This is a genomic window from Paenibacillus tyrphae (assembly GCF_024158745.1).
In the GTDB taxonomy this organism is placed as follows: Bacteria; Bacillota; Bacilli; order Paenibacillales; family NBRC-103111; genus Paenibacillus_G; species Paenibacillus_G tyrfis_A.
This window is the reverse complement of sequence record NZ_JAMZAW010000033.1, coordinates 43,396-69,608: the sequence shown is the minus strand read 5'-3', so window position 1 is coordinate 69,608 and position 26,213 is coordinate 43,396. Positions and strand designations below refer to the sequence as shown.

At 53.3% G+C, this 26,213-nt stretch carries 13 protein-coding genes; 2 read left to right on the top strand and 11 right to left on the bottom strand.

The features are described from left to right. Positions 1 to 160 precede the first annotated feature (160 nt). The 7 genes from NI000_RS32670 to NI000_RS32640 all read right to left on the bottom strand — a co-directional run bounded on the left by NI000_RS32670 (position 161) and on the right by NI000_RS32640 (position 11,575). Complete coding sequence (locus NI000_RS32670) at positions 161 to 2,473, bottom strand: helix-turn-helix domain-containing protein (protein ID WP_253415504.1); 2,313 nt, start codon at positions 2,471 to 2,473, stop codon at positions 161 to 163. Positions 2,474 to 2,635: 162 nt separating this feature from the next. Then, on the bottom strand, positions 2,636 to 3,853 hold the full coding sequence (locus NI000_RS32665) for a macrolide family glycosyltransferase (protein WP_253415503.1): 1,218 nt from the start codon (positions 3,851 to 3,853) through the stop codon (positions 2,636 to 2,638). A 54-nt stretch (positions 3,854 to 3,907) separates the two neighbouring features. Further along, positions 3,908 to 5,329 carry an MFS transporter gene (locus tag NI000_RS32660; RefSeq protein ID WP_253415502.1) on the bottom strand — a complete coding sequence of 474 codons (1,422 nt, stop codon included), beginning with the start codon at positions 5,327 to 5,329 and terminating at the stop codon, positions 3,908 to 3,910. Positions 5,330 to 5,699: 370 nt separating this feature from the next. Then, a complete protein-coding gene (locus NI000_RS32655; protein WP_253415501.1) occupies positions 5,700 to 8,417 on the bottom strand; it encodes a glycosyl hydrolase family 95 catalytic domain-containing protein in 2,718 nt (905 codons plus the stop codon). Between the two features lie 18 nt (positions 8,418 to 8,435). Continuing rightward, complete coding sequence (locus NI000_RS32650) at positions 8,436 to 9,287, bottom strand: carbohydrate ABC transporter permease (protein WP_253415500.1); 852 nt, start codon at positions 9,285 to 9,287, stop codon at positions 8,436 to 8,438. Then, the gene (locus NI000_RS32645) at positions 9,287 to 10,192 is read right to left on the bottom strand and encodes a carbohydrate ABC transporter permease (RefSeq protein ID WP_253415499.1); all 906 of its coding nucleotides are present in this window, start codon (positions 10,190 to 10,192) and stop codon (positions 9,287 to 9,289) included. The genes NI000_RS32650 and NI000_RS32645 overlap by 1 nt, the downstream gene beginning before the upstream one ends. 21 nt (positions 10,193 to 10,213) lie before the next feature. Further along, a complete protein-coding gene (locus NI000_RS32640) occupies positions 10,214 to 11,575 on the bottom strand; it encodes an ABC transporter substrate-binding protein (RefSeq protein ID WP_253415498.1) in 1,362 nt (453 codons plus the stop codon). Between the two features lie 268 nt (positions 11,576 to 11,843). On the opposite strand from NI000_RS32640, the gene NI000_RS32635 reads away from it, so the two are divergent. Together NI000_RS32635 and NI000_RS32630 are read left to right on the top strand one after the other, a co-directional pair. Beyond that, entirely contained in the window at positions 11,844 to 12,599 is a 756-nt protein-coding gene (locus NI000_RS32635) for a response regulator transcription factor (RefSeq protein ID WP_253415497.1), read from the top strand. Between the two features lie 63 nt (positions 12,600 to 12,662). Continuing rightward, complete coding sequence (locus NI000_RS32630; protein ID WP_253415496.1) at positions 12,663 to 14,414, top strand: cache domain-containing sensor histidine kinase; 1,752 nt, start codon at positions 12,663 to 12,665, stop codon at positions 14,412 to 14,414. A gap of 45 nt (positions 14,415 to 14,459) precedes the next feature. Here the strand turns inward: NI000_RS32630 and NI000_RS32625 are convergent, their stop codons facing one another. The 4 genes from NI000_RS32625 to NI000_RS32610 all read right to left on the bottom strand — a co-directional run bounded on the left by NI000_RS32625 (position 14,460) and on the right by NI000_RS32610 (position 26,202). Continuing rightward, complete coding sequence (locus NI000_RS32625) at positions 14,460 to 20,723, bottom strand: glycosyl hydrolase family 8 (protein WP_253415495.1); 6,264 nt, start codon at positions 20,721 to 20,723, stop codon at positions 14,460 to 14,462. A gap of 484 nt (positions 20,724 to 21,207) precedes the next feature. Further along, a complete protein-coding gene (locus NI000_RS32620) occupies positions 21,208 to 22,944 on the bottom strand; it encodes an ABC transporter ATP-binding protein (RefSeq protein ID WP_253415530.1) in 1,737 nt (578 codons plus the stop codon). Next, entirely contained in the window at positions 22,944 to 24,758 is a 1,815-nt protein-coding gene (locus NI000_RS32615) for an ABC transporter ATP-binding protein (protein WP_253415494.1), read from the bottom strand. The genes NI000_RS32620 and NI000_RS32615 overlap by 1 nt, the downstream gene beginning before the upstream one ends. Beyond that, positions 24,748 to 26,202, bottom strand: coding sequence for an ABC transporter ATP-binding protein (locus NI000_RS32610; RefSeq protein ID WP_253415493.1), 1,455 nt, complete (start codon positions 26,200 to 26,202; stop codon positions 24,748 to 24,750). Before NI000_RS32610 ends, NI000_RS32615 begins: the two co-directional genes overlap by 11 nt. Positions 26,203 to 26,213: the final 11 nt, after the last annotated feature.

Below are 26,213 nucleotides of genomic sequence, written 5' to 3'. Positions count from 1 at the left end.
ATTATGCTACGAAGCGCACCTTGAAGGCTATATTCAAAATCGAAACTCCACCGTTAAAAACGGCAGTATGGCGCCATGCTTTTCTGCAATCCCCATTCAAAAACCGAAAAAAGCCGCGCAAGCATGCTTGAACGGCTTTTCCTGGACGGGCCAGCTATTATTAGAGCTCTCTATATTTTCCCGGCGTAATGCCTTCGAATTTTTTGAAAATCCGGTTGAACGTGTTGATGTCGGCGTATCCGACCTTTCTGGCGATTTCCGCAACCGACAGCTTAGCATCCGGAAGCAAGCGCTTCGCTTCCTCCAGCCGGGTCATGCTGATTACATCGAGCAGTGCCTTGCCCGTCTGAGTCTTGAACTGCTTCGACAAATAAGACGGGGTCAACCCGAACGCTTCGCCGAGCATCGAGATGTTGAGGTTTTCATCGTAGTAATGATCCTTTATATAGGCGAGGATCTGCTGACTCAGCAGACTGCTCTGCTCCTGGCTGCGCTCCTCCTGGATCAAGCGGCATACTTCGCCCAGCACCTCGCGAAGCTGCACCTGCATCTCCATGATCGTTTCGCAGCCGGTCAACCGGTCCACCGGATTGACCCGCTCAAGGAAATCCCGCTTGCTTCCCGCGCCGATTTCGTCCATCGTTTTCAGAAGCGTGCTGATCATATCGAACATGAGACATTTGGCCAGCGGTACGGACAGGGACGAGCCAGAGACATTGATACCGATAATTTCGTCGATCATCGCACTCGATTTCTCGTGGTCGCCCGTCTTGACGAAATTTATCAGCTGCTGCTCCACATGCAAAGGGTAGTAGTAGCTGCCGGATGGTTGCGCCGTATCCGAACCGGGCAGATCGATGTAACGGATAATTTCCCCGCTCCCCATCACGAGGCGGTATTCCAGCGCCTCCAGCGTTTCCTGATACGCGCGCGGAATCCCGTACAGCTCTTGATGGATGCCGCTGATCGCTGCCGTCAGGCGGATATGGAAATGGTCGAGCAGAAACGACTTGACCTGGGCCGCGATTCGCTGCAGCTCCTCCTCATCGGGCTCCGTCCCAAAATTGACGATGCATGCCAGCATATCGTCCATTTCCGTCGTGAAAGCGTGATGGCGGCTGCCGGCCACTTCCTCCACCACATTCATGATGATAAAATGCAGCAGCCTGCCCATCCGGGGATCGGGATAACCGGACGAATCCAGCTTGCCGTAATGATCGATGTGAAACAGAAGGACGGCAAAGTATGGCGAAGCCAGCCGGATATCGTGGGCAGCGAGCGACTCGTGTACCGGAACATTTTGCTCCAGCCTGCCCTTCAGCAGACTCTGGAACAAATGGGAACGGATGGCGTCGCGATGCCGGCGAAGCCGCTGGTCGATCTTCTCCTTCTCGGCAAACGTCGTATTGAGCGCCTCCTCCAGGTACCCGTACTCGTTCGACCCTTCGTCGAAGGAAATGCCCGACTTTACGGAAAGGCTGCGAATCAGCACGCTGATCGGATTGTAATTTTTTCGCAAGAACAAGAACGTCACGATTCCGCCGATAACAAGGCTTAGGCCAATGCTGGAGTAAATGAGCAGCTTCATCGTTTTCATCTTGTCGTCGAACAGCTCGGCGGGAATCATCGAAACGTATTTCCAGCCCGTGCTGTCCGACGTCGTGTAGGACACGGCAACCTCTTTGCCGGAGATCGTCTCATACAACAGGCCATGCTTGTTCGTGAGACGGTCGTAACCCGGTGTAACCGGATTATGGTCGAAGCCCGTCGAGGCGACCAAGCGGTTCTGCTTGTCCACGACGGCGATCGAAGCTTGATTGGCGGGCGCGATATTGTCCAGCAGCTTCGAATCCTTGATGACGAACAGTATCACCGCTCCCGGCTGATCCGTATGGTCGAGCGTGACCGATTTGGCGTACATGACGGCCTTGACCGGTTCGCCATCCCCGCGCATCGTAACGGGAACGTATTCCTGAATGTACCGCTTGTCGAAGTACGCCTTCCATTCCTCGTAGCTCGTCCCGTCGTTCTCGCGCAATTTCCCGTACAGCGCCCGGCTGTCGATATGTTCCCGGGCCGACAATACGGTATCGCTGTTTTTGTAATAAATGTAGATCTGCTCGACAAAATCGTTGGCCACCTGATACACCCGCAGATCGCCCGCGATACTGACCAAATCGTAATAGTCGCTGTCCGTAAGCGGCTGCTGCGCATTAATAAATCCGGCTACTCGCCGGTTCAACGCAATTTCCAGGCTTAACCGTTCGATCCCTGCCAGATTGCCGTCAATCGCCTGCTCCATCTGCCGGAGCATCGATTCGTTGGCGCGGTTGATTTCCGTTTCCACCACATGCCAAGTGGCGGCATATAGAATCGCGCTGATCATAATCGGAACAAGCAGCACCGAAATGTAGGAAATGAGCCACGTGACGATCACGCTATGTTTGTTGATACGAATTCCTAATCGACGCAATTGGCCCGCCCCCCGCATGTTTCCCATAGCAGTTGTAACTGCTTTCATTCCATTATACAGGAAACGATTCGGGTGAAAAGCCTCTTCTTGTTCTTTTCCCTGATGGCAAGCCGCAGACGTTGTCCGCTGTCCGCCCGCGAAGCGGACCAGCGGACCTCTCTTTTATCTATTGATAGTGGCAAAATAATTCGTTATGGCATCGGCTGCTCGCTTATAGCCGCCGGCCTGGCGTAAAGATTCGCCGATGACATGAGCCTGCCGCTTATAAGCCGGATTGCTCAGCACTTCTGCTAAAGCAGCTCTCAAAGCAGCGGGGGTGAGGTTATGTTTATCCAAAGCAATGCCCGCTCCCAGCTCTTCCACCCGCTTCGCCACAAGAGGCTGATCCGAAGTTAACGGAATCATCACCAGAGGCACATTGTAATACAAGGCCTCACTTGTGCTGTTCATTCCCGCATGGGTAATAAAAGCGTCTGCATGCTGCAGCATTTCCAGCTGCGGAACGTAGGGCTGTACAATAAAATTGTCGGGAATCCGATCCTTCAACGGTGTCATATCCGTATATCTGCCTGAAGATAAGACGAACGTGACCGGTAAATCCCCAAATGCGTCAAAGCAAAGCTTGTAGAAATCCAAGTCTTTATTTAAGATGGTGCCCATTGCGATGTAAACCGTCTGACGATGTCGGGCGTGCAGCTGTTCGAACGGGAAAGACGGAGCATCCTGACGCGGTACGATCGAAGGACCGGCAAAAATAAAGCTATCGTCCAGCTTTTCCGCTTGCGGTTGAAAATAGCGGCTTGTATAAACGAGCTTTAATCGCCCCGCATGTCTGGCAATCTCACCCATAGCCGGGGCACGCACTTGAAATTCATCGGCTAATTGCCGCGTCAACTTCATCGTGGCCTCATACAGCTCCTTTACGTCCGCACGGTTTTCATCCAAGCCTTGATCCGTCCCCAAAGGCTCTACGAAAGCAAAGGAAGCGATAGAGCATACCGCAGGGATGCCCAGCTTTTCCGCAATGATCGTGCCTCCCCAGCCCATCAAGGAGTCGAAAATTAAATAATCGAACGTTTCATTCGCCGTAACCCGCAGAACTTCCGGAACGATCTTCCGAATAATCCCGCCGACCATCATATAGACGAACTGATAAGGATGCTTATACTCCGCGGGCTTTAATACCGGATCATGGGAAAAAGCGTCTTCGGGAAAAGGATAAGTCCGTAACTGGGCTCCGGTTTGTTCAATTCTGGCGCGATACTCCTCCGTACATACATAGACAACTTCCTCGCCGTTGTCCGTCAACTGCTTGACCAATCCCAGCGACGGATTCACGTGACCTTCCGCCGGAGTAATGACAACCAACACACGAGCCATCTTCTATACCTCCAAATCGTATGAGTCTCCCCGCATTCTGCAATGAAGCCGTAATTACATTGGAAGCTTCGTCTCCGTCTCGTTAAGCGGGTGAGGGCTTTCTTGAACCCGGGTTGTAATCCTAAAGGATGTCACTAAACTTAAAAGCACGAAACCTAACTGGAGAGATAATGCCATCATAACTCCGGCAAATATCCCCCATTGTAGCGTCTCGCTTAGGGCGATCAGAGCGCCGCTTACTCCGATGCTCAATCCGATACTAAACGAATCAACGAATTGAAGCGTTGCGGATATCTCTCCTTCCTTCCCTGCCTGGGCCTGCTGTAATGCAATAGCTCCGGTTGTCGGATTCGCTAATCCTACGCCGAATCCTGTAATGATTTGCGAAAGCAGCACGAGGACAACCCCGCCGCCTGAAAATACGATGGCTGTTATCACGAACGTTACTCCAACGATCATAATCCCTATACCGAGAATTACCCTGCTCTTTCTGCCATGACCGCGGTCTCGTTCATCGAGCTTGGATTGCAGCCACGCTGCGGCGGACCAGCTTAAGGCTCCTGCGGCCACAATCAGACCCGCAAGCTCTTCCGAGTAGCCTTTCACTTCGGTTAGAGCCAAGATAACGAAGCTCTCCGTGGCAAAATAGCAGGCAACATACAGCCCTCTGGAAGCCATGGTTGCCGGCAAGCCTCTTTTTACCGAAAAGGTGCCTTGAGGAAGCAGCTTTCGTAAAGAGGGAATCATGATGAGTCCGCCAACAATAGAAAGTACAATTCCTTTCCAATCGGAAATCATACCCAATCCGGTTAACAGCAATCCTGTTCCAATGGCCAGTACGATGGCGTGCATTTCTTTAGAACTGTCTTTCGGGGCCGATGTCATTTGAGCTTGCAGGTTTTGCAGATTTCGAAAAGAACGAAACGTTAAGCTTAACGCCAGCACAATCAAAGGCAGAACGATCCAAAAAACAAATCTCCAAGAAATATATGCAGCTATAAGTCCTGCCACGTAGGGACCGATTAATGAGGGCAGAACAAAGGCCATGGAGAATGCAGCTAAAATTTTCGTTCGAAGGGCATCGGGATAGCTTAGTGTAACGCTGGTGTAGACACATGTGATGAGGGCGCCTGCCCCAAAGCCTTGAAAGGCTCTTCCAACGATAAGCATATGCATATTGAATGAAACAGCCGCAATAACGATACCAAGAACAAAGATACCGAAAGACGCAAGAATGGATTTGAAAACGCCGCGCTTATCAATCTGCTGTCCCATGACGGTGGTGCCTATAATTTGAGACAATAAAAAGGCGCTGAAGATCCAGCCGTAGAGATGGATGCCCTGTAAGCTTTGTGCCAGATTAGGGGCAATCGTCGTAATAGCCAGCCCTTCGAATGCTACAGTCGTAAGGACCAAAATAATACCGATCGTCAGAGCCCTGTACTTCACGTCAAAAATTGAGTTTGTTGTGTTCATACACCTCCGTAAAGGAATGGTTTCATTGGAAACTGATCCATTATTATCCTAAATATACAATAAACCTATTACTTTGTATAGAAAAATCTTTACTTACTAAAGAAGCCCCCACGAAGGGGGCTTAAGCTTGTTGAGAAAGTGGCCGTTCACAAAAATAGAGATACATACGGAGGTGGGGTATCCATTGGAGAAGCGATAGCGGCCGCCTTTGTCTTCGGGAAATTTCCGCTAACAAGCGGCTTCCAATCAAAATTTCCCGATGACAACAGCGGTCGGAAATGGATACCCCACCCCCTCGTAACCTCTATTATCTCAATTGACCACTTTCTTAACACTCGCAAACCCCCTCGAAGGGGGCTCGCTCATTCCTTTAATTCGCACGCAGCTTGTAAGTCGCACTCGCTTCGGTTTGGAACGTAATCAGTCCCTGAGCCTGGTCAACCCTAACGGGAACCTCGCTCGTACCGTCTATTTTCACCACCTGAACTTGACCGGCGCCGAACGGGTTCACGATATGGACGGTACCGCCCTTTTCGCTGGTCAGTCTCACGTCAGCGATCGCTCCTCCATGAAGTGCGCTCGATACCACGAATGCTCCTCTGGCCCGCAGTTGTCTGAAATGCGCCTCCGGATACTTATTTTTCGGCAGCATGGGGAACAGATGGATCACGTCTTTTCCTCTGCTCTCGTCGAAATAGCTTTGCAGCATTAAGGCGTTAATGGTTTCCACGCTGCCGGATGTCTCGATGCCGCCGCCTTTTTGGTAGACCGTCAGGTTGTTGCGCATCAGCAAGGAGCTGCTATTGCTGGAGCTGATGATTTTTTTGAAATTGGACAATACTTCGTCCACATCGTAGCCGATCCGCACCGCCGCCGGAAATTGCATGGCGAACGAATTCGTCTGTTCCCAGGAACCGTATGCCTCAATCGTATTCAGCGCGATCTGCTTCAAACGCGAAGTCGTGCTCAAATTAATCTCATCGCTTGGCCAGAACAAGCCCGTCATCACGGCATGCCAAGGCCCCTTCACATTCGTCCCCCCGATAAACGGTCGTCCCGGATTGACAATCCGTTTACCGGTCTTGCTGTCGATATAAGAATCGGACTCTTTGAACACTTCTTTTCCGGTTACGGAGTATACGAACGTAGGATAAGCGGCTAATTTGTCGATAATATCCTGCCACTTGGCACGCCGGGCGGCATCGACATCCAAATCCCGGCTTGCCGTAATAAGCCCCTTCATCAAAAATTTGACCATGGCGATGTCCAGAATGGAGTTGTCGTCGTGCTCGTTTGCCTCACGCGGCGCGCTGTCCTTGATGACATATTTGCCGTTCTCCACCACCAAGTAATCTTCCCAGAAATCGGCAAGCGAGAGGAGGTACGGATAAGCCTTGTTTCGCAAAAACTCCTTATCTTTCGTGTACGTATAATGGTTGATAAAGTTTGTAGCCAAATACGCTCCCAGCATCAATTGGTCGTTCAGTTTGGATCTGGTTTTCACAGGAGCGACCGGACTAACCGGAATACGGGTCGGGTCCCATCCGATCGTCGCCGGGCCGTACGGCCTCGCTAACGACCGGGTTGTCGAGAAGCCGCGGTATCCCGCTTCATGCGTGCGGTTGATGCCGTAAGGCACATAGCCCAGCACCTGATCGAAATAGGCGTCCGCCAGCTCGGGCCGGTTGCTGGAAAACACGCCCCAGTACGGGTTCTCGAAGTTATAGTTCAAAAAGTACCGCGCCCCCCACCCCGGCGAATCGTTCGTAACCCAGCTGCCAAAAATGCCCGGGGCTGCTTTGCCCGTCCGGTTGCTCGCTGCCAGCGCATACAAAGCTCCGAAATAATATTTATCGAACCACTCGTCGTTCGTAACCACATACGACTTGAGCCAGAAGTTTTTCCACCATGCCAGGTGCGCTTCATGCTGCGCGGCAATCGCTGCCGGTGTCGCTCCCATGACCCTGGATTGAGCTAATTTCAAATAGCTCGCCGCTTCGGGAACGTCCGGGTTTTCCCCGCCCCCGCCGCTAACTTGCGTGACAAGCGTTACGGTCGTATTCGGCTGCATAATAAATTCGGCTTGTGCCCTGCCGCCGGACGAACGGAAGTCCGTAAGCGGCGCTCCGAGCAGTCGCGTGGCCAATACCGTTCTGGACATCCACTCCTTCGGCGCTTGGTTCGCGGAGCTTTCGCGAGCGGCCCATAACACGCCGCGGGCGGCATCCGTCCCCGACTTAAACGGCTTGTCGGCCGCTTCCGGAACCCATACGTCAACCGTTAACGGAACGGGTACGGCGGCTTGCGTCCGAAGTTCGGTTATTACCAAATTGCTGTTCGCATCGACCCACGTTTTCATTTTGAGCTGGACATTTTTCAAGGTCACGTCCGCTCTTACTTCCGCATTCAACATATCCTGCTCATAACGATAGGACGGGGCGGAACTCGTGTCGTGCGCTTTATTGGTTATCGTCACTCCGCCGACTGCCAATTTGCTGCTTTTCATCCAAAAATCGTTTTTATCGATATAAATCGTCTGCGAATCGGCCGTACCGCCCGACACGGTGCCGATATCGCCATTTCCCAGCAGCGGACCGTCCGCATACCCTTTAAAACCGCCGGGCAATTTGGTATAAACGCCTGTCATGCGGGAAGGAGCGAGACTCTGCAATTCCTGCCAATCCGACTTGGCATGATCGTTCTGGCTGCGCTTGGTCGCCAGGTTTAACGAAGCCGCCTCCGACAGGTTGCCGGCCGCATCTCTGGCTTTGACCTGAAACGCATAGGGGGTATCCGGCAGCAAATCCGGAATCGTCACATTCGTGTTCTCGGTCAGTATTGTCTTCGTCCCATAGCTGATCTCATACTGCATCACGCCTTCATTATCTTTGGAGGCAAGCCAGTTCAGAACGACGGCCGTATCGGTAATTTCCCCGGCTCTGAGGCCCGTCGGTGCTGTGGGCGCTTCCGTATCCGCGCGTGCTCCTGCGATATCCGGCGTGCTTTCCCCAAACACCATGGCGGTCGGCAGCATCGTTGCTATTAACGCTAATATCAGAACAAGGCTAACCATTCTTTTGTTTTTCATACGTTACCTCCCCGTTAACTATCCCTTCAATCCGGTCGTCGCAATGCCTTCGACAAAATATTTTTGCGCGAAGAAATACAGCAGCACGCTGGGAATCATCGCTGCCGAAGACATGGCCAGAATCCGGTTCCATTCCACGGAAGCCGCAACATCGAGAGACATTCTCAAAGCCAGCGATATGGTGAATTTTTTTACGCTGTTGATATAAATGAGCTGGCCGAAAAAATCGTTCCATGTCCAAATAAACTGGAAAATGCCCGCCGAGAAAAGCGCCGCCTTGGAGAGAGGAAGCAATATTCGGATCAGAATGGTGAACGAATGGCCGCCGTCCATTTTCGCCGACTCGTCGAGCTCCTTCGGCAGCCCTCTAAGGAACTGAATAAGCAGAAAAATAAAAAACGGACCGCCGCCGCACAAAGCCGGCACGATAAACGGGTAATAGCTGTTCAACCAGCCCAACTGGCCGAAGAGCATGAATCTCGGAATGACGGTGACTGCCGCCGGCAGGAAGAGCGTCGAGATCATCAAAGCGAAAAACAATTTTTTCAGCGGAAACGTGAATCTAGCAAATCCGTAGGCCACGAGCAGACTGGAGACGACCGTAAATACGACCGTCGGTATGACGAGGATGAACGTATTGAGAAAAAACGTGCCGAACGTATACTGCCCGCTGCCTTCCCAGCCGTTGCGGAACGAATCCCAGACATACTCTTTAGGCAGCAAATGAATACTGCCGAAGATTTCCGAATTTGATTTAAAAGAGGCGAACAGCAGCCAAATGAGCGGATAGACCATCACAAGGCCCAAGCCCGTCAGGAAGAAGTAATAAAGCAACTGCATCCATGTCATCTTTTGTGCGGATGCCACCATTACTTATCGCCTCCGTCCTCGTAATGGATCCAGCTTCTCGACGATTGGAAGATCAACGCGGTCCAGATCATCAGCACCACAAACAATACCCATGACAGCGCGCTTGCATACCCGATGTTATAGAATCGAAACGCCTCCTCGTAAAGCTTCAACGCGTACAAATAGGTGGACTTCAACGGTCCGCCACCGGTAATGACGAACGCCCCGGTAAAATCCTGAAACGCCCCGACCGTCTGCATGACCAGATTAAAAAAGATGAGCGGCGTCAGCATCGGTATCGTAATCGTCACAAATTTCCTGACCTTCGAAGCGCCGTCGACCGTAGCCGCCTCGTACAAGTCCTGCGGGATTTGCTTGATACCGGCGAGAAAAATGACCATGGACGATCCGAACTGCCACACGGCCAGCATACTTACGGTATATAGCGCGACGTCCGGACTTCCGAGCCAATCAACCGGCGGCACATGCAGCTTCTCCAAAAACGCGTTGACCATGCCGTCCCGCAAAAACAACACCCGCCACAAAACGGAAACCGCCACGCTGCCGCCCAAGATCGACGGTAGATAGTAAACGGTACGATAAACATGGATGAATCTGAGCTTCGCACTCAGCATCATCGCCACCAGCAGCGCAAAAATGAGTTTGACGGGGACGGCAATCAACACATAAGCGAAGGTGACCGAGAACGATTTATAAAAATCCGCATCCCGAAAAAGCTGGCTGTAATTGTTCAACCCTATCCAACGATAAGCTCCGATGGGCCCCGCGTCCGTAAAAGACAGGATGAACGAATAAAGAAAAGGATACAGCTGAAAAACAATAAAGCCGGCCAGCCAAGGCAAAATATAGAGGAATCCGGTATAGCTCCCCTTCCTTTTCCATCCGTTCTTTGTTATCGATGCCATGCTTTCACCCGCACTTGTTTATCATTTCTTCTGCGCCTTCAATTCGTTCAGCTTGTCGCCGACCCGCTTCAAATAATCGTCGGCCGCTTGCTCGGGCGTCGATTTGTTGAACAGCAATTTCTGGAGCACTTCATCCTGCACGGCTCCGATTTGCGAATTGTTCAGAAGCCCCGTAATCGCCTTCGATTGATGTTTGAGCACGATATCCACCGCTGCGCCTACGTCCTTATCGATTTTTCCGGCCTGTATCGCATAATCTTTGGCTGCTGCAGAGGCAGGAACCGATCTGACATCGCCGAGAATGGCGGCGGCTTCTTTGTCGTTCAAGAACCAGTTCACGAATTTAGCAGCTTCGCCGGTGCTCTTGGAGTTTGTATTGATCGACAGCACCATGGAAGGCTTTAATAAGGTGCCGGGATCTTTGCCGTTGTTCAACTGGGGCAAAGCCGCGATGCCTATGGTCGAATTGGGGATTTGTCCTTTCAATTTCGCAATCTGGCTCGTAAATTCAATGATGAAAGGCGCATCCCCGTTCACCCATTTCGGGTTCGGGTCCTGGCTCGGAGCATAGCATTCTTCGGCCGAGGGCAGCACATGGTTATCCGCCAGCTTTTTCATCAAGGCATAGGTTTCAACCAGCTCCTCCTTCGTCCAGGGCATGGTTAAGTCGCCGCTTTTCAGCCTTGCGCCGGTGCGCTCCGTATGCACGATATCGAACAGCATGGGCGGATAGCTTTTGTCGACACAGTAGGTAAAGGTGCCTTTCGGATTGTTGTCGCGGATTTTTTGGGCCGCAGCGAGCACCCGGTCCCAATCCCAAGCTCCGCTTGTATCGATTCCCAGCTTATCGGTTATCGTCTTGTTGTAAATAAGCACATACCCGTTCGTTCCCATGGGCAGCCCTACCGTTTTTTTACTCGTGGACAGTGAAAAGTCTTTAAGAAGCTTTTCGTCAAAAGAAGACGTATCGATCTCTGTCAACCGGCTGATATCGGCCAAAGGCTCGGACTTGCTCGTAAGCTCTTCCAGCCACGTCTGATCCAGCTGCATAATATCCGGGGCCTGTTTGGCGGCGATTTGCGTTTTGATCTTATCGAGATATCCCTCGTAGCCTTGATATTCCGCCTCGATCGTGACATGCGGATATTTTTTCCGGTACCGATCAATCGCCGCCAGCGTCGCTTTGTGTCTGATCTCGGAGCCCCACCACATGAATCTTAACGTTACCGGTTTTGATGCCGAAGCGTCGGCGCCGCTTGCGGAAGCCGGAGTCGATGAACCGCCGGCATCGGACGTACCGTCTGCACCGCATCCGGCGGCGAGCGCAGCAAGAACGGCCATCGAGCAGACGACGCTTGCTTTGCCAACCATCCTGTTGTTCAACAGCTTACCTCCTCTCTTCACCGTTCGGATATGTAAGCACTTACAATCCCGATTGTAGCATCCCTCGCAACCGGTCCAAAAGACACCGCAAATGAGAAAAAGTCTCTTCCATTCGGCAGTATTCCGACGAGAGCGAGTAAAAACAGTCATTTATGCAGATTTACAGTCCATTTTGCAGATACGTCTCGCAGCTTCCTTTCGCTATTTCTATTTTACAAGGATTAGATTATATTTAAATGTAATCCAATTTCAAAGGCAGGGGAAGCCGATGTACAAATTGCTCATTGTGGATGACGAAAGCGAAACAAGAAACTCCATAAGCAACTATTTTCCCTGGGAGGACATCGGATTTGAAATCGTCGGGCAGTTGGAGAACGGCAGACAAGCGCTGGACTTTCTCAGCGAGCGCAAGGCGGACGTCGTACTGTGCGACATCCATATGCCCGTGCTGTCCGGCATTGACTTTGCTCGGGAGATCAAGGATAGGAAGCATCCCGTTATGATCGTCTTTTTCAGCGGATACCGGGAGTTTGAATATGCGAAGCAAGCTCTGTCGCTGGGGGTGAAGGAATACATCGTGAAGCCTCCTAAGTACAAGGATTTGGTAAGCGCTTTCTCGTCACTCAAAGCGGAATTGGACGAACAAGCCTGGCGTACGGCAGAAGCTCCGCCCGATCAGCCCGATGAAGAGCCGGAACAAAGCTACAACGGCAAAATTATTTCCATCGTCAAACGCTTTGTCGAAGACAACTTCCGGCATGCTTCTCTTGAAGAAGCAGCCAAGCTTGTCCATATGAATGCCAATTACTTGAGCCAGTTTTTCAGAAAAAATACGGGGTGCAGCTTTTCCGATTATCTTCTTACGGTGAAGATGCAGAAAGCGAAGGAGCTTCTGCAGGATGTCCGCTATCGCACCTACGAGGTTGGCTCACTGGTAGGCTACAGCAATTCCCGCAACTTTGCCCGGACGTTTAAGAAATATTTCGGGATGACACCGAAATTTTACCGGAATCGGAAACCGTAAATGGAACCGGCGATGAAAAAACGTTTTTTTCTCAAAAACCTTGCCGTTTTTCTCCTTCCAATTATGGTACCTATGATTTTGCTCGGCTCGCTATCCATTGCCGTGTTGCAAAGCTACATCAAAAATGAAATCAGCAGCAGCCATATCAACCAGTTGAATCAGATCAAAGAAAATTTGGAGCTAATGTTAAATGAGATGGACTCCCTCATCTTAACGCTTGACAATAATTCGAAAATCAATAATGTCTTAGGCAACCTATTGGAAAATCAATTGCCGAAATACGAGGATATTGTTCCCGGTGAAATGCTTCAAGCGTTCTTGAACGCTCCCGCCAATGCCAGGCCGTATATCCACTCCATTTATGTCTACTATCGGAATGATCATGGCTTGTTCGTATCGTCCAATGTCGGAGTGGCGAATCTGAACAGCTATTGGGATACCGGCTGGTACGACGGCTACAGGAATCATGACGGGAAGGCGGAAATCTGGACGGAGCCGCGAAATATAAAGCAGTACAGCTTTGAAAAGAACGCGAAGCGGATTGTCACAGTTTACCGGAGGCTGCACACCAGAGACGGTATGATCGCGCTGAATTTATCAAGGGGCTACATCGAAGACATCCTTCGTTCGCTTGCGGTTTCCTCCGAACAATGCGTGCTTGTATTCAATGAAAAAGGACAGCTTCTTTTTAGCAGCAGCATGCCGGACGACTTGAAGCAGATGCCAATCGTGCAGGCGCAGGCGGACCATGCAAAAGAAAGTCTGCTTGCTCTCCAGTCGCATAGCGATTCGTTTATCGTTAACCAAGTCAATTCCAACCGTTACGGCTGGGAGTACTTTTCCATCGTGCCGAAAAAATCGCTGTTCCGCGTGCCTACCCAATTAAGCGCCGCAACCCTTCTTCTTCTTCTGGTCTCCCTCGTCGTCAGCATGCTGCTGGCTTATTACTTTACCTCGCTGAATTATAATCGGCTATCCAGCATGATGTCGATAATCGACTCGGCCGTCCGAGGCAAGTCGCTGCCCCCGCTCCCGGTCGCCGTTAAGGACGAGTACGGCTATATTCTTCACAATATTTTAACGACGTTTATCGAACAAAATTATTTGAAGGTGCAGCTTTCGGAGCAAAAATACCGGCTCCAGGCTGCGAAATTGCTTGCCCTTCAATCGCAAATCAATCCGCACTTTCTGTACAATACGTTAAATGCGATTTATTGGGAAGTATTCAAGCTCACGGCCAAACCGAACCAAGGAACCGAGATGATCGAGAATCTGTCTCATATATTGGATTATTCGTTAAGTAGCCCGGCACAGACCGTCACGCTGCAAGAGGAAATCGACCATACGCAAAGCTACATCCGAATTCAGAAGTTCCGGCACAAGGACAAATTTGAGGTCATATGGAAAGGGAATCACGAGGAGATTCAACACTTTAAAATCGTTAAACTGCTCCTGCAGCCTCTCGTAGAAAACAGCATTTATCATGGAATCAAGGAAACGACAACGAGGGTTGTCATCCGAATCAAAATCATGCTGCGAGGGAACCGTTTAAGAATTTCCGTGACCGACAACGGCATGGGGATCGAAAAAGACCGTCTCGCGGAGATCCGGAGGCTGCTTAGCGAAGGAAGCGAATCGCCCGGACACATCGGTCTATTTAATACCAACATTCGGCTGAAATTAAGTTACGGGGAGCCCTATGGCATTACGATCAAAAGCAAGCACGGATTCGGAACGTCGATATCCTTCGATATCCCCGTTGCTGCGCCTCCCCATGATAGCTCCCTCCGCTGCCGTCAGCAAGAGGAAGATTAAAAAGGCTGCCGAGAAAAATCCCGACAGCCTAGAGGTTGTTGAAAATTACTTCCCGGATTGTTTCAGCTTCAGCAGTACCGTGACCGCTTCGGCTCTCGTTGCGCTGGCGCCCGGGGCGAAGCGGTTAGCTTCCCGGCCTTCGACCAGGCCAAGCTTGTGAATCGCCTCGACGGCGGCTTTCGCCCATCCCGGGATGTCGGCGTCGTCCGAAAAACCGGTCGAATCGGCCGCTTGACGTGCGGCTCCCTGCGCATTGGCGATCATGACGGACATCTCAGCCCGTGTGATCTGCGCATTCGGACGGAACGTGCCGTCCTCGTAGCCTTGAACGATGCCCGCTTGGACAGCCTGCGCTACGGCATTCTCCGCCCTGGCGCCGATTTCGGAACGGTCGGCGAACGTAAGGGCGGCGCCCTCCTTCGCAAGCTTCATCGTCCCAGTCAGCATGACGGCAAATTCGGCCCGGGTGACGATATGATCCGGTTTAAAGGAACCGTCCGGGTATCCCGTAACGATGCCGCTTGTCACCGCTTGCCGGATGATGCCTTCCGCCCAATGCCCTGCCGTATCGGTGAACGATACCGGCTTCGGATCCGCCGGCGTTTCTACGGTTTTCTTATCGACGGCGAACACCGCATAGATCCCCGCATCGTCTACGTTCACCTTGATCGTGGAACCATCGACCGTTCCCCCGATATTCGTCCATTGCTTCTTCTTGCCGTCGTAAGCGAACACGGCAGCGGTCTGGTTGGTTCGCAGCAGCGAAGGATCGAAGGCGATCGTCAACGTGACCGGCTTTTTGAACGAGCCAGCCGTATTTTTCGTCAGTTCAAACACCGGACTGAGCTTTGTCTCTTGCTGGGTAAGGAGCTTCGACGGGTCCGCCACTTTTTCCACGATCAGCGTCAACGCCTGATCGGCTGCTCCCGCCGGAACCGTGACGGATATCGCGTTTCCTAGGCTTGCGGTTCCCGAGCCGCCTGCCGGGATCGACAGCTTCCCGTCGGACGAAGCCGATGAACCGCCACCGCTTCCCCCACCTGAACCGCCGGACCCGCTCGAATCCGAATCGGAGTCGGAGTCGCTTAAAGTAGACACCACTCGCACATTGCTTATTTTCGAATAATTGCCTGCCGCATCGAAAGCCATCACAAAATAACGGTAAGTCGTATTCGGCGAAAGTCCGGTGTCCCGGTATTCGGTCTTCGTGGTCGTCTGGATTTCGGCATTGTTGCGGAAAATTTTGTAGCCCGCAATCCCGAAGTTATCGGTAGCCCCCGTCCATTTCAGATCGATCGCAGAGCCGGATACCGCTTCGGCCCGCTCGATGGTCGGTTCCGTCGGCGCTTCGGCGTCGACGATGGCCGGGGTCCACCAGTTGCCGGACACGACCAGCATGCTCAGCAGTCGGAGGTTGTTGCCGAAATAGAGCGCGTCTTCCGTCGGTATGGCCGCATTGTAATCCCATAAATCGTTCAGCCACTGCTGGCTGGACGAGTCGGTCATGGCACTGACCATAAACGGAGCGGAGAACGCAAGATCCGCATCATCGCCTAACGCCGTCGATCCGTCCAGCTTATAGCCTGCCTTGATGCCCGCCGGTTTGCCGTCGGTTTTCGCGCGAATCCAGCCGTTCAATCGGCCGAGCTGCACTTTCGCCCGCCGATCCCCAGTCAGGAGGAAATCGGTGCCAAGACGCCACGGAACCCGGGAGGCGTTGTAATTATAGTCTCCGTCATGCTCGTCTTCCAGGAAATATCCACTCTCGGTGTCCCATTTCTTCTCGCTTACAGGCTTGAATTGACCGTCCGTATCCTTGAATACGAAATCGGGCAGCAGCCCGGAATTCGGACTGTACTTCTCATGCACACTCCGGATCATGCGGTACGTTTGATCGATGACTTTGTCCCAACGGCTATCGCCGGATACGATCCGGAAATCCTTCAGATGCTGGAGCATGAAATCGGAAGGACGGGAAGCTTTGCCGTACATCGGGTCCTCGTCCTTCGCCCAGTCGGCGAGCTTCAAGGTCCATTCCGTATGGTTAACTTCGCTTTCCATGATCGCGTCGATCACCTTGCGGGCCTGCTCCAAATAGTTGATTTCGCCCGCGCTTCCCCACTGCCGGTCCGCCAGCAGCAGCGCGTACGCGATATCCATATCCCCGTCCGTAGCGGAATCCGCGCCGTTGATATCGACGATGGCGCTGCCGTTGTCGGCCTGCTGCCATGCCATCAGCTGCGGGTTAATGGCGCTCGGATGCGCCCTGAAATAACGGTACATGCCGTCAAAATAAGTCTTCGCCTCCGGGTCATGTCCCGCCATCAGCGCGGTGATCAGCATGCCATATCCGTGGGCCTCCGAGACGGTAATTTCCCCGTCTTTAAACCAATCCCCATCCGCATACCATACGTAGTACTGTGTCGGATCATAAGGATTCTTCTTCAAATATTTTGCCTTCCATTCCTTGTAAAGCCGGGTCACCGTTGCGTCCATCTCGGCTTGCGTCACGTGATTCGGTTTGATCGAATCGCCCGCATACGCGGTATGCTGCGGGTACGCCTTGAACGGGCCGTCTCCGGAGGGTGCAGGCTTGGTCGCGACTTCGACCCGGTTGCTTGGCAGCGACTCGATCGTTTCCGCATTGAACGCCTTCACTTCGTAGCTGTAGCTTGTAGCGGGCTTTAGCCCCGTATCGCTGTAGGAGGTCGCTGTCGTCGTCCCGACTTTGACGCCGTCACGGTAGATGTTGTAGCCTACCGCTTCCGATTTTCCGGCGGACGCCTTCCAGTTCAGCTGAATTTGAAAAGCGGAAACCGTGGTACCGGTCAAGCTCGTCGGCGCCGAAGGCGGATCGGAATCGACCGGTCCATCCTGCGTGCTGACTTCGACCGCATCGGAATTGATTCTCGTACCGACCGCTTTCACGACGAAATCGTATTTTTTCGCGGGGTTGATGTCGGTAACCGCATACGTGTATTCCGCTTGCGCTCCGGCCGGAACATAGACGCTCCAATGCGTGTTCACCTTATCGTTCTTTTCATAGATCCGGAAGCCTCTTACCGGCTCGGTGCTTGCAGTAGGAGCCTTCCACGAAAGGACGGCTTGATTGCCGGTAACTTGAACTTTGGCGTCCTCCACCTTCGCAGGCTTGTCGTCTGTTCTCCGAATGCCGTATCTATCGTAGGCTTGCACCCCGCTATCTCCCGGCTTCTCGTCTTCGACCGCAGCCGTGTAGGCCGTAAACTTGAGCACCTCATCCGAGACGGAGACATCGGTAAACATTTTTTTGAACGGCTGGGTATCGATGGCTGCAAAAAAATCGTCATAAGGAACGCCGTTCTTATCGACATACTTTTCGTAAAATTTATTGCCGAACGCATTGGACATCAGATAGACCGTGCCCTTCGGATTCACGGCATTGCCTTCTTGGTCAAACGTCAGCTGGCTTGCGGGAATGATCTTATCGTTGTACATCTGAAACGATCTCATATACATGTGATCGTGCGCTTCGAATACCATGTCGATGCCCATCTCGTCAAAGGCGGGAATCAGATACTTTCGGTAAAATTGTACCCGTTCGTCCTCCCACTCGCCTGCGTTGTCTCCCGCCGAATAAGGGCCTTTGTGGAAGGCGACGAATTTCCATTTCTTGTCGCTCCTCGCCACCGTGTTCTTCATCCACGCGACTTGATCCCAAAACTGTTTATCGGCCCATTCCACGTCGACTCCGTTCTCCGCAAGTCCGCCGACAAACTGGGAGTTGAATACCAGATACAGCGCATCGCCGTATTCGAACGAATAAACCGATCCTTCGTGAGTGCCTTCCACCTCCTGTTTCGGCAGATTGAAGTGATTGTAGAAGTTGTTGTTCGGCGTCGTTTCGTCTCCGTCCCAGTCCTGAACCTCATGTCCGCCAAGCACGGGGACGAAAGGCACGTTCAGCAGTTCGTTCTGCGCCGCTCCCAGCATCCACTGCCATTGTTCCTCCAAATCTCCGTTATCCACCAGGTCCCCGGCGTTGATCAAAAATTTGGGATCGCCGATATGATCGATCGCTTTTCTGAATGTATCGCCCCACGGCTCGAACCCCGATTTGCTGGAGGATTGCGAGTCCGATCCGGCAATAAAACGGTAGCCCGCCTGTTTGCCCGCATCCGTCTTGAACGACCCGATGACGCTCCAGCCGTCCGGCTCGCCGTTGCCTACGCGAAACTTGTAGGCGGTTCCCGGCTTCAAACGGTCTGCGACCGCTTTATGACTCGTAAATTTCGTCTTCTGGCCGGTTTCCCGGTCGCCTTTCTTCATGAAGGTCTCGATTTCCTCCGCGCTGCCTGCATAAGCAACCGCTTCGCTTTCCGGAAATACGCCGTCTTTCACCTTGTCGGCCTCGGCCACTTGCACGACCGTACCCGTCTTCACATCGGTGTACCAAGCAAACGCTTGACTTGTTCCGGGATCGCCGTTAAACGTCATATTGATCAGCTTCGGCATGTACGGCGAATCCTGCACCGTAAAGCTCCAGAGGATATCCCTAGCGAGCGGGACTTGGTCGTCCTTGCCTCGAATGAGCTCCTTCGGAAGCTTCACCGTATAAGTCTTACCGTACGTAAAAGACGGATGTTGAATGTTCAGCGCGACTTGATTGACAATATCAAGCATTACCGGAGCAAGCGTCCGGTTGTGATCGTCGACAATGGCCGCTTCATATCCGGAATTCAGCGCGATCGGCTTATTAAAGGTCACGGACACCGGGGCCGTCGCCGACACTTGAACGGCGCCGTCCTTGGGCAGCTCCGCCGTATCGATCGTCGGGATGACAATCGGCGCACCGTCGATCCGTTTGCCCGATACCCGGATATCCTTGATCCGGCTCGAACCGGAGCCGCCGATTCCCGAGGAGCCCTTCGTATTCGTATCCGAACGGACAATCCAGCGGATATACAGGATATCCCGATTGTCGGCTTCCGCCGGAAGAGGAGCGTCGATCAGCTTGCACGACTGGTTTGCGCAATTGAAGCTGGAAGTGACCATCGTCAGGTCCGTATTCGGCACGTCCGTCCATGTCCGCTTATCCGTGCTGATCTGCACCTTGAAATCGCGTGGTCCCGAGCCCGAGGAGTTTTGCTGCGAGGACAGTGCAATCTGCTCGAACCCTTTCGTCGAGACGGTCGCCAGCCAATATTTGCTGCCGCTGCCGTTGTCCCAGCCTTGATAGCTGATCGCTTGTTTGTCGCTGTCGTAGGCCTCGAATACGCCGCCGATATTGCGGAACGTCGACGCCGACTTGTAGGTGCCGTCCGTAGCCGGCCACACGCCCCCGGACCCGGCGCCCGCGAAGGTCCATTCCGCAACCTTTTGACGGGATGCAGCCGCAAGTGTCGAAACTGCGATCTGGCTGCTCGCATCCGATTCATTGCCCGCCCAATCGTAAGCCGTCACATGGTACGTGTAGGTCTTCGCCGCCGCAAGTCCGGCGTCTTCGTAGGATGCGGCTGCCGCCGTCCCGACTTTTACGCCCTCGCGGTAAATGTTGTAGCCTGCGACTCCGACATTGTCCGTAGAGGCCGTCCATGTCAGCCGGATCGATGTGTCGGATATCGCTTGCCCGCTAAGTCCCGCGGGCACAGTCGGCGGAGTCACATCGGAGGACGAGCCCTTGCGTATCCCCTTGACGGTGACGCTGATGAGCTGACTGGAGCCCGATTCCCCGATGGCCGCTCCGCTTGTGCTCACATTTGAAACGACAAGCCAGCGTATGTACAGGCGCTCCCGATCGCTGGCGACGCCCGGCAGAGGCACGCTGGTTAACCGCGTTGCCGCGTCCTTATTCATCACGAGATCGGGCAAGCCTGTGCCGTCACCCGTAAGATTGGTCCACTGCTGCCCGTCCGTGCTGAATTGCACCCGAAAATCGCGCGGGCCGGTCGAGCCCCTGCCCTGCTGCTCGGAAGATAGCGTGATCTGCTGGAAGTCCTTCGTCGAGACGGTTGCGAGCCAATATTTTTCCTTCCCCGTCTCTTCGTGCCAGCCTTGATAGCGGATCGCTTGGAGGCTGTCGTCCCAGCCGAAGGTGTCCTTTGCCCTGGCAGGAACAGCCTGAAGGGCGGAGCTGCCCTTGTAGACGCCGTAAGTTGCGGCGAACACGCTCTGATCGGCCGGATTCGCGCTATATTTCCATTCTGCCAAGGTAGAAGAAACCGGCGAATCGTCAGCGGATACAGCACCCGCAAATTGGAGCGTTAACAGGACAAGCGTCAATAGTAGCGAAAGCATGCGGTTTCCGATTCTTCTTGCATGGTTGTTCATTGTGATGGCTTTCCTTTCTTACATGAAGTTGGAATACAGCTTACTGCATGGTCTTGCATATCCTCATCGGTCCTCATCCGGCGATGAACTGCCGTACTCATGTCCTCCTCCCTTGATATTATGCGCTTTCATTCGAAGTAATCCTCAACTCTGAAAATTAAAACGTTTTTATTTTCAAGAAAAATAAAAACGCTATAAACTTCAAAGCCGAAGATCCTAGCCCCCAGAATATATTTGATTTCCCAATCGATGTCAACCGTTTTCGCCTAAATATTTCTAAGGATTTTGTAAAGGCATACCTGCACAAAAAAAGAAGCCTACCCCTATCTGGGCAGACAGCTTGTTGAGAAAATGCTCGATCGAGAGAATAGAGGTGTACGAGGGGGTGGGGTATCTACTTCCGTATGTATCTCTATTTCAGTCAAAAACCTCTATCTCAACACACTGCCTGCTCCATATCTGGGCAGACATTAGATATCGATGCTTATGTCGTAATCCTCCAGCTACTTGTTTTCGTCTGCAAATCCCACAGCTTGGCGTAAAGACCGCCGTTTTTCAGCAGTTCTTCATGCCGCCCCTGTTCCACGACTTTGCCCTTGTCCAGCACGATGATGCGGTCTGCTTTCACAACGGTTTTCAGCCGGTGGGCGATGAGGATGACCGTTCGCCCCTTGATCAGGCGGCCGATCGCCTTCTGCATGTCCAGCTCATTTTCCGGGTCGAGCGAGGAAGTGGCCTCGTCCAGCAAAATGACCGGCGCATTCTTGAGCATTGCGCGCGCAATGGAAATGCGCTGCTTCTCGCCTCCCGACAAGGTGGACCCGCCCTCGCCGACCATCGTGTCATACCCGTGCGGCAGCTTCATGATGAACTCGTGGCAGCAAGCCTCCTTAGCGGCCGCCTCAATCTCCTCTTGGGTGGCGTCCTCCCGTCCGTAGCGGATATTGTTGCGGATCGTGTCCTGGAACAGGTAAACGTCCTGAAACACCATGGACATTTTTTTCATGAGCTTTTCCGGGTCCATCTCGCGTTCGTCGCTGCCGCCGAACAGTACTTTCCCTTGCTGCGGGTCGTAAAACCGTGCAATAAGGCGCAGCAGCGTGCTCTTCCCGCTTCCCGAAGGGCCGACGATGGCCGTAAGCGTCCCTTTCTTCATGTCCATGGAAACGTTATCCAGAACCATATTTTCGCCATAACCGAAGGATACGTTCTCCAACCGGATGTCATGATCCTCCGGCGGCTCCTTCTCCCCCGCCATAACAGGCTGCTCCAGCAGATTTACGATACGCTCCCCTGCCATGACATCGTATTTAAATGCAGGCAGGCGCATAATCGCAGCCGACAACGGATCGAACACGCGGGTGCCCACCAGCAAAAACGTCGCGAACAAAGGCACCGTGATTGCGCCGCCCAAGATAAGATAAACGCCTGCCATCGTCATCAAGGACAAGCCTGCTTCCATAAACGCAATCGCGACCAGGAAAAAGGGACCGAGCCCCCCTTCCAACCTGATACTTTCTTTCCGATACCGGGAAAAAGCCTGCTCCAGCCTTTGGAAGTTTTCGCCTCGCAGGTTGTAAGCCTTGATGATTTTCATGCCAAGCAGGTATTCCTGCAAACGATTGGCCTGATCGATTCTCGCTTGCGAATGGCTCTTGCCGAGCTTGTGTTCCAGACGGGAAACTCCCCATAGAATCAACATCGATACGGGAAATCCCGCAAGCATGGCCGCAGCCAGCCGCCAGTCCACAAAGAGCAGCCCCGCAAACGCCAGAACGGGGATTATGGCGCCGCTGACAACTTGGGGCAAGCTGTGCGTCGCGGCATTTTCCGTCTGGGCAAAATCGTTCATCATCGTATGCCCCAGCTCGCCGGAATCTTTGCTTAAGAGGAAGCCGAGCGGGAGCTTGCGCAGATGCTCGGCCACCTGGGCCCTGCCTTCGGCAGACGACTCGTATGCCCCGCGGTAAGTGGACCGGTATGCCATCAGCTCGCCGATAAACAGCACGACAAGGAACAGAACCATCCCTCCCCAGGCAAACCACAAGCCCTGGATATCCAAAGCAGGCTGCTCCTTGGAATAATAGGCGTAAATCATGCTCACCGCCGCAGCGACGCACCCGAACGGAAACAGATTGGCCAGATTGGCGAACACCGTCCAAAGGATCGGCTTCAGCATTTTCCGGGGATGGCCTGCCGTAATATGGCGCAGGTTACTCATCATCGCTCCAGCACCTCCTCTTCCGGTCGAAGATCCATTTCCCAGTAGGCGGAAGCGGTATGGGCGTCCCACATTCTTTTGTATAAGCCGCCGCGGGCAAGAAGCTCGTCGTGGGTGCCCCTATCGTCGATTTGTCCTTCCTTCAGCACAATGATCTGATCCGCCTCGCAGATCGTTGTCAGACGATGGGCAATGATCAGCACCGTTTTGCCCTTGATGAGCTCGCGCAGCGCGAGCTGCATGTGATATTCGTTTTCCGGATCGGCGTAAGCCGTAGCTTCATCCAGTATCAAAATAGGCGAATTTTTCAATATCGCTCTTGCGACGGATACCCGCTGTTCTTCGCCGCCCGAAAGGTATACCCCGCCCTCGCCGATCAGCGTATCGTAGCCCTTGGGCAACTGTTCGATAAACTCGTGACACTGGGCCGCTCTTGCCGCTGCGTACACTTCCTCTTTGGTGGCCGTCGGTCTGCCCGCCAAAATATTATTGTAAAGGGTGTCCGAAAACAGGAACGTATCCTGGAACACAAAGGACAGGCACTCCATCAGCTCGGTCGATCTCATATCCCGAATATCCGTACCGCCGATGGTGATGCCGCCCTTCTGCACATCCCAAAACCGGGGGATTAATTGGGCAATGGTCGATTTTCCGGAGCCGGAGGGACCGACCAGCGCCGTGATTTGTCCTTGCGGTGCGGTAAACGAAATGCTTTTCAGCACCTCTGCGCCGCCCTCGACGCCGTAAGAAAAGGACACCTCACGGAACCCGATGTCATACGAGGAAGGCTTTTGCCCGGATTCCGGTTCCTCGACAGCCTTTTCTTGGAAGATTTGGTCAATGCGGTTGACCCCTTCGACGATGACGGTCAAGGTCGACGCAAAGCTGCTGAGCTTGAAAATCGGCGTGGAAATGCCCGGCGCGAGCACGAGAAAAAACATCAGCGTGACGGCAAAGGCCATATGATCGGGATCTCCGCTGATGAAGAACAGTCCGACTGGCAGGACGAACGTGGCCAGCGATAACATGATGACTTTAAAGGAGACATAGCCATTTTGAAAGCTGTCGGTATATTTGACGCTGAAATCGCGGTAACGAAGCATGTCGTCATAAAACTTCCGGAACGAGCGGACCGTCTGGCCGAAAATTTTGATGGAAGGCATGCCCCGCACATACTGGATGGAGGAAGCGTTGATATTTTCCAGCGCGTCGAAATATTCCTTCAGCCCCGCTTGCGCTTTTGGGCCCGCCATCATGGAGTATTGGCAGGCAAAGCCGATCAGGATCGGGATGACGCATGCCAAGGCAAACCAGACATTGAGCGAAAACATCGTGACCATGATGGCCACGATCATGACGGCGGTATTGATGAGATCGGGCAATTGATGCGCGATAAAAAGCTCGATTTTCTCCACATCGTGCTCGATCACTTTCTTGATTTTCCCCGTTGCATGTTTATTAAAGTAGCCGAGAGGCAGCGCCCCTATATGATCCGAAAGCTTGACCCGGATACCGTACAGAATGCGGAATGCGGCAACGTGTGAGCACATCCCGCCGATATACATAAAAACATAGCCGAGCGCCATCCCCGCTGCGCCCCAGACGGCCCACCGTATGATATACGTGTTGTCTACAGACGAAATGTCCGATGCGTGCCTTAAAAGCTCGGCCATCACGAAATAGACCGAGACGTACGGAACCAGCATCAAAAATACGCTTGCGGTAGACATGATCCCCGACCATACGAGCAGCGACTTTTTCTCGCCCGCAAGCTCCAACAGCCTTGGAATGCCTTTTTTCGGTTTACGGTTCAATCCTTCTCATTCCTTCGGGTTCGTTTTTCAGTTCCAGCACATGATCGCAGGCCAGCTTCGTCAGAATGCGATCGTGCGTGATGATGACAACGGTTTTGCCTGCCTGCGCAAGCTTCCTGGACCATGCGGCCACATTCAAGACACCGTCGCCGTCGAGCCCGCTGGTCGGCTCGTCCAGCACGATCAGCTCTGCGTCCGAGCAGTAAGCCGCGGCGATGGTGACCCGCTGCTTCTCTCCGCCGGACAGGGACGCGGGATGCCGGTCCCGAAGCGCTCTCAGGCCGAATGCGTCCATCGCTTCATAAGCCCTTAAGCGGAGCGCATCGTCCAGACGCCTGCCCAACACCAGTTCATTGCCCACGCTGTCGGCATAGAGCTGGTAGTCCGCATCCTGCATCACCAAATAGCTCAAGCTGCGTCTCCCGGCTGCCGAACGTTTTTTCCCGGCGTAATACACCTCTCCGCCCTGCTGTCGCAGGAGGCCGCAGAGCACTTTGCACAGCGTCGTTTTTCCAACGCCGTTCTCCCCCGTCAGCGCGGTCACGCTGCCCGGCTTCAGGTCAATATCGATCCCTTTAAGAGCATGTGACGACGAACGATAAGCATAAGTCAACGACCGTCCCTCCCAGCCCTGCGTAGAAGCGGCGGCGGCGGGTAACCCGTCCGAAGGCAGGTTGATCCCGGTCATCTCCATATCTGGATGGCGCAGCCCGTATGGCTTCACGTCCTCGTAACGAAGTGCCGCAAATTCGTCCTTCTTCCACGTTCGTGCGACGGTTCCTTGATCCAGCAGCACGTAACGGTCCGCCACCTCCAAGAAAGCGTGCAGCCGATGCTCGCTCAAGATCAGCGTCGTTCCGGAGCGCTTCAGCTGCAATAGGGTCTCCACCAGCTCGGAAGTCGCTTTCTCATCCAAATTGGCGCTCGGCTCGTCCAGGATCAGCAGCTTCGGAGACAGCATCGTGGCCGCGGCAATGGCGACCTTCTGCTTTTGCCCGCTTGAGAGCTGATCCAAGGGACGATCCAGCAAATGCGCTATTCCCATGCGATCCGCTGCAGTTTGAACGCCATGGCGGATTTCGGCAGGCGCAAGCCCCAAATTTTCTCCCGAGAAAGCGAGCTCGTCGCCCACAAGCGACATAAAGAACTGGCTGCGCGGGTCCTGAAATACCGAACCCGTGAGCCTTGTCTTTTCCGCCGGGAGAAAGGAGGCCACGGGCTTGCCTGACACCTGCGCTGTGCCTGTCAGCTTCCCCGGATAAAATTGGGGAGCAAGACCGTTGATCATGCGCAAAACGGTGCTTTTTCCGCATCCGGAGCGGCCGCAAAGCACGACGCATTCCCCGGCTCCAACCGACAGATGAAGGTCGGATACGCCCTCCGTCTCATCGTGGTCCTCAAACTCGCTTTCATAGGTAAAGCCAGCAGCTGTCAGCTCAATCATCCTGTCCTCCT

Bases quoted from the DNA above. Each gene is read 5' to 3' on its own strand.
- NI000_RS32665 (WP_253415503.1), bottom strand. From the start codon at position 3,853: ATGGCTCGTGTGTTGGTTGTCATTACTCCGGCGGAAGGTCACGTGAAT.
- NI000_RS32660 (WP_253415502.1), bottom strand. From the start codon at position 5,329: ATGAACACAACAAACTCAATTTTTGACGTGAAGTACAGGGCTCTGACG.
- NI000_RS32655 (WP_253415501.1), bottom strand. From the start codon at position 8,417: ATGAAAAACAAAAGAATGGTTAGCCTTGTTCTGATATTAGCGTTAATA.
- NI000_RS32650 (WP_253415500.1), bottom strand. From the start codon at position 9,287: ATGGTGGCATCCGCACAAAAGATGACATGGATGCAGTTGCTTTATTAC.
- NI000_RS32645 (WP_253415499.1), bottom strand. From the start codon at position 10,192: ATGGCATCGATAACAAAGAACGGATGGAAAAGGAAGGGGAGCTATACC.
- NI000_RS32635 (WP_253415497.1), top strand. From the start codon at position 11,844: ATGTACAAATTGCTCATTGTGGATGACGAAAGCGAAACAAGAAACTCC.
- NI000_RS32630 (WP_253415496.1), top strand. From the start codon at position 12,663: ATGGTACCTATGATTTTGCTCGGCTCGCTATCCATTGCCGTGTTGCAA.
- NI000_RS32625 (WP_253415495.1), bottom strand. From the start codon at position 20,723: ATGAACAACCATGCAAGAAGAATCGGAAACCGCATGCTTTCGCTACTA.
- NI000_RS32620 (WP_253415530.1), bottom strand. From the start codon at position 22,944: ATGAGTAACCTGCGCCATATTACGGCAGGCCATCCCCGGAAAATGCTG.
- NI000_RS32610 (WP_253415493.1), bottom strand. From the start codon at position 26,202: ATGATTGAGCTGACAGCTGCTGGCTTTACCTATGAAAGCGAGTTTGAG.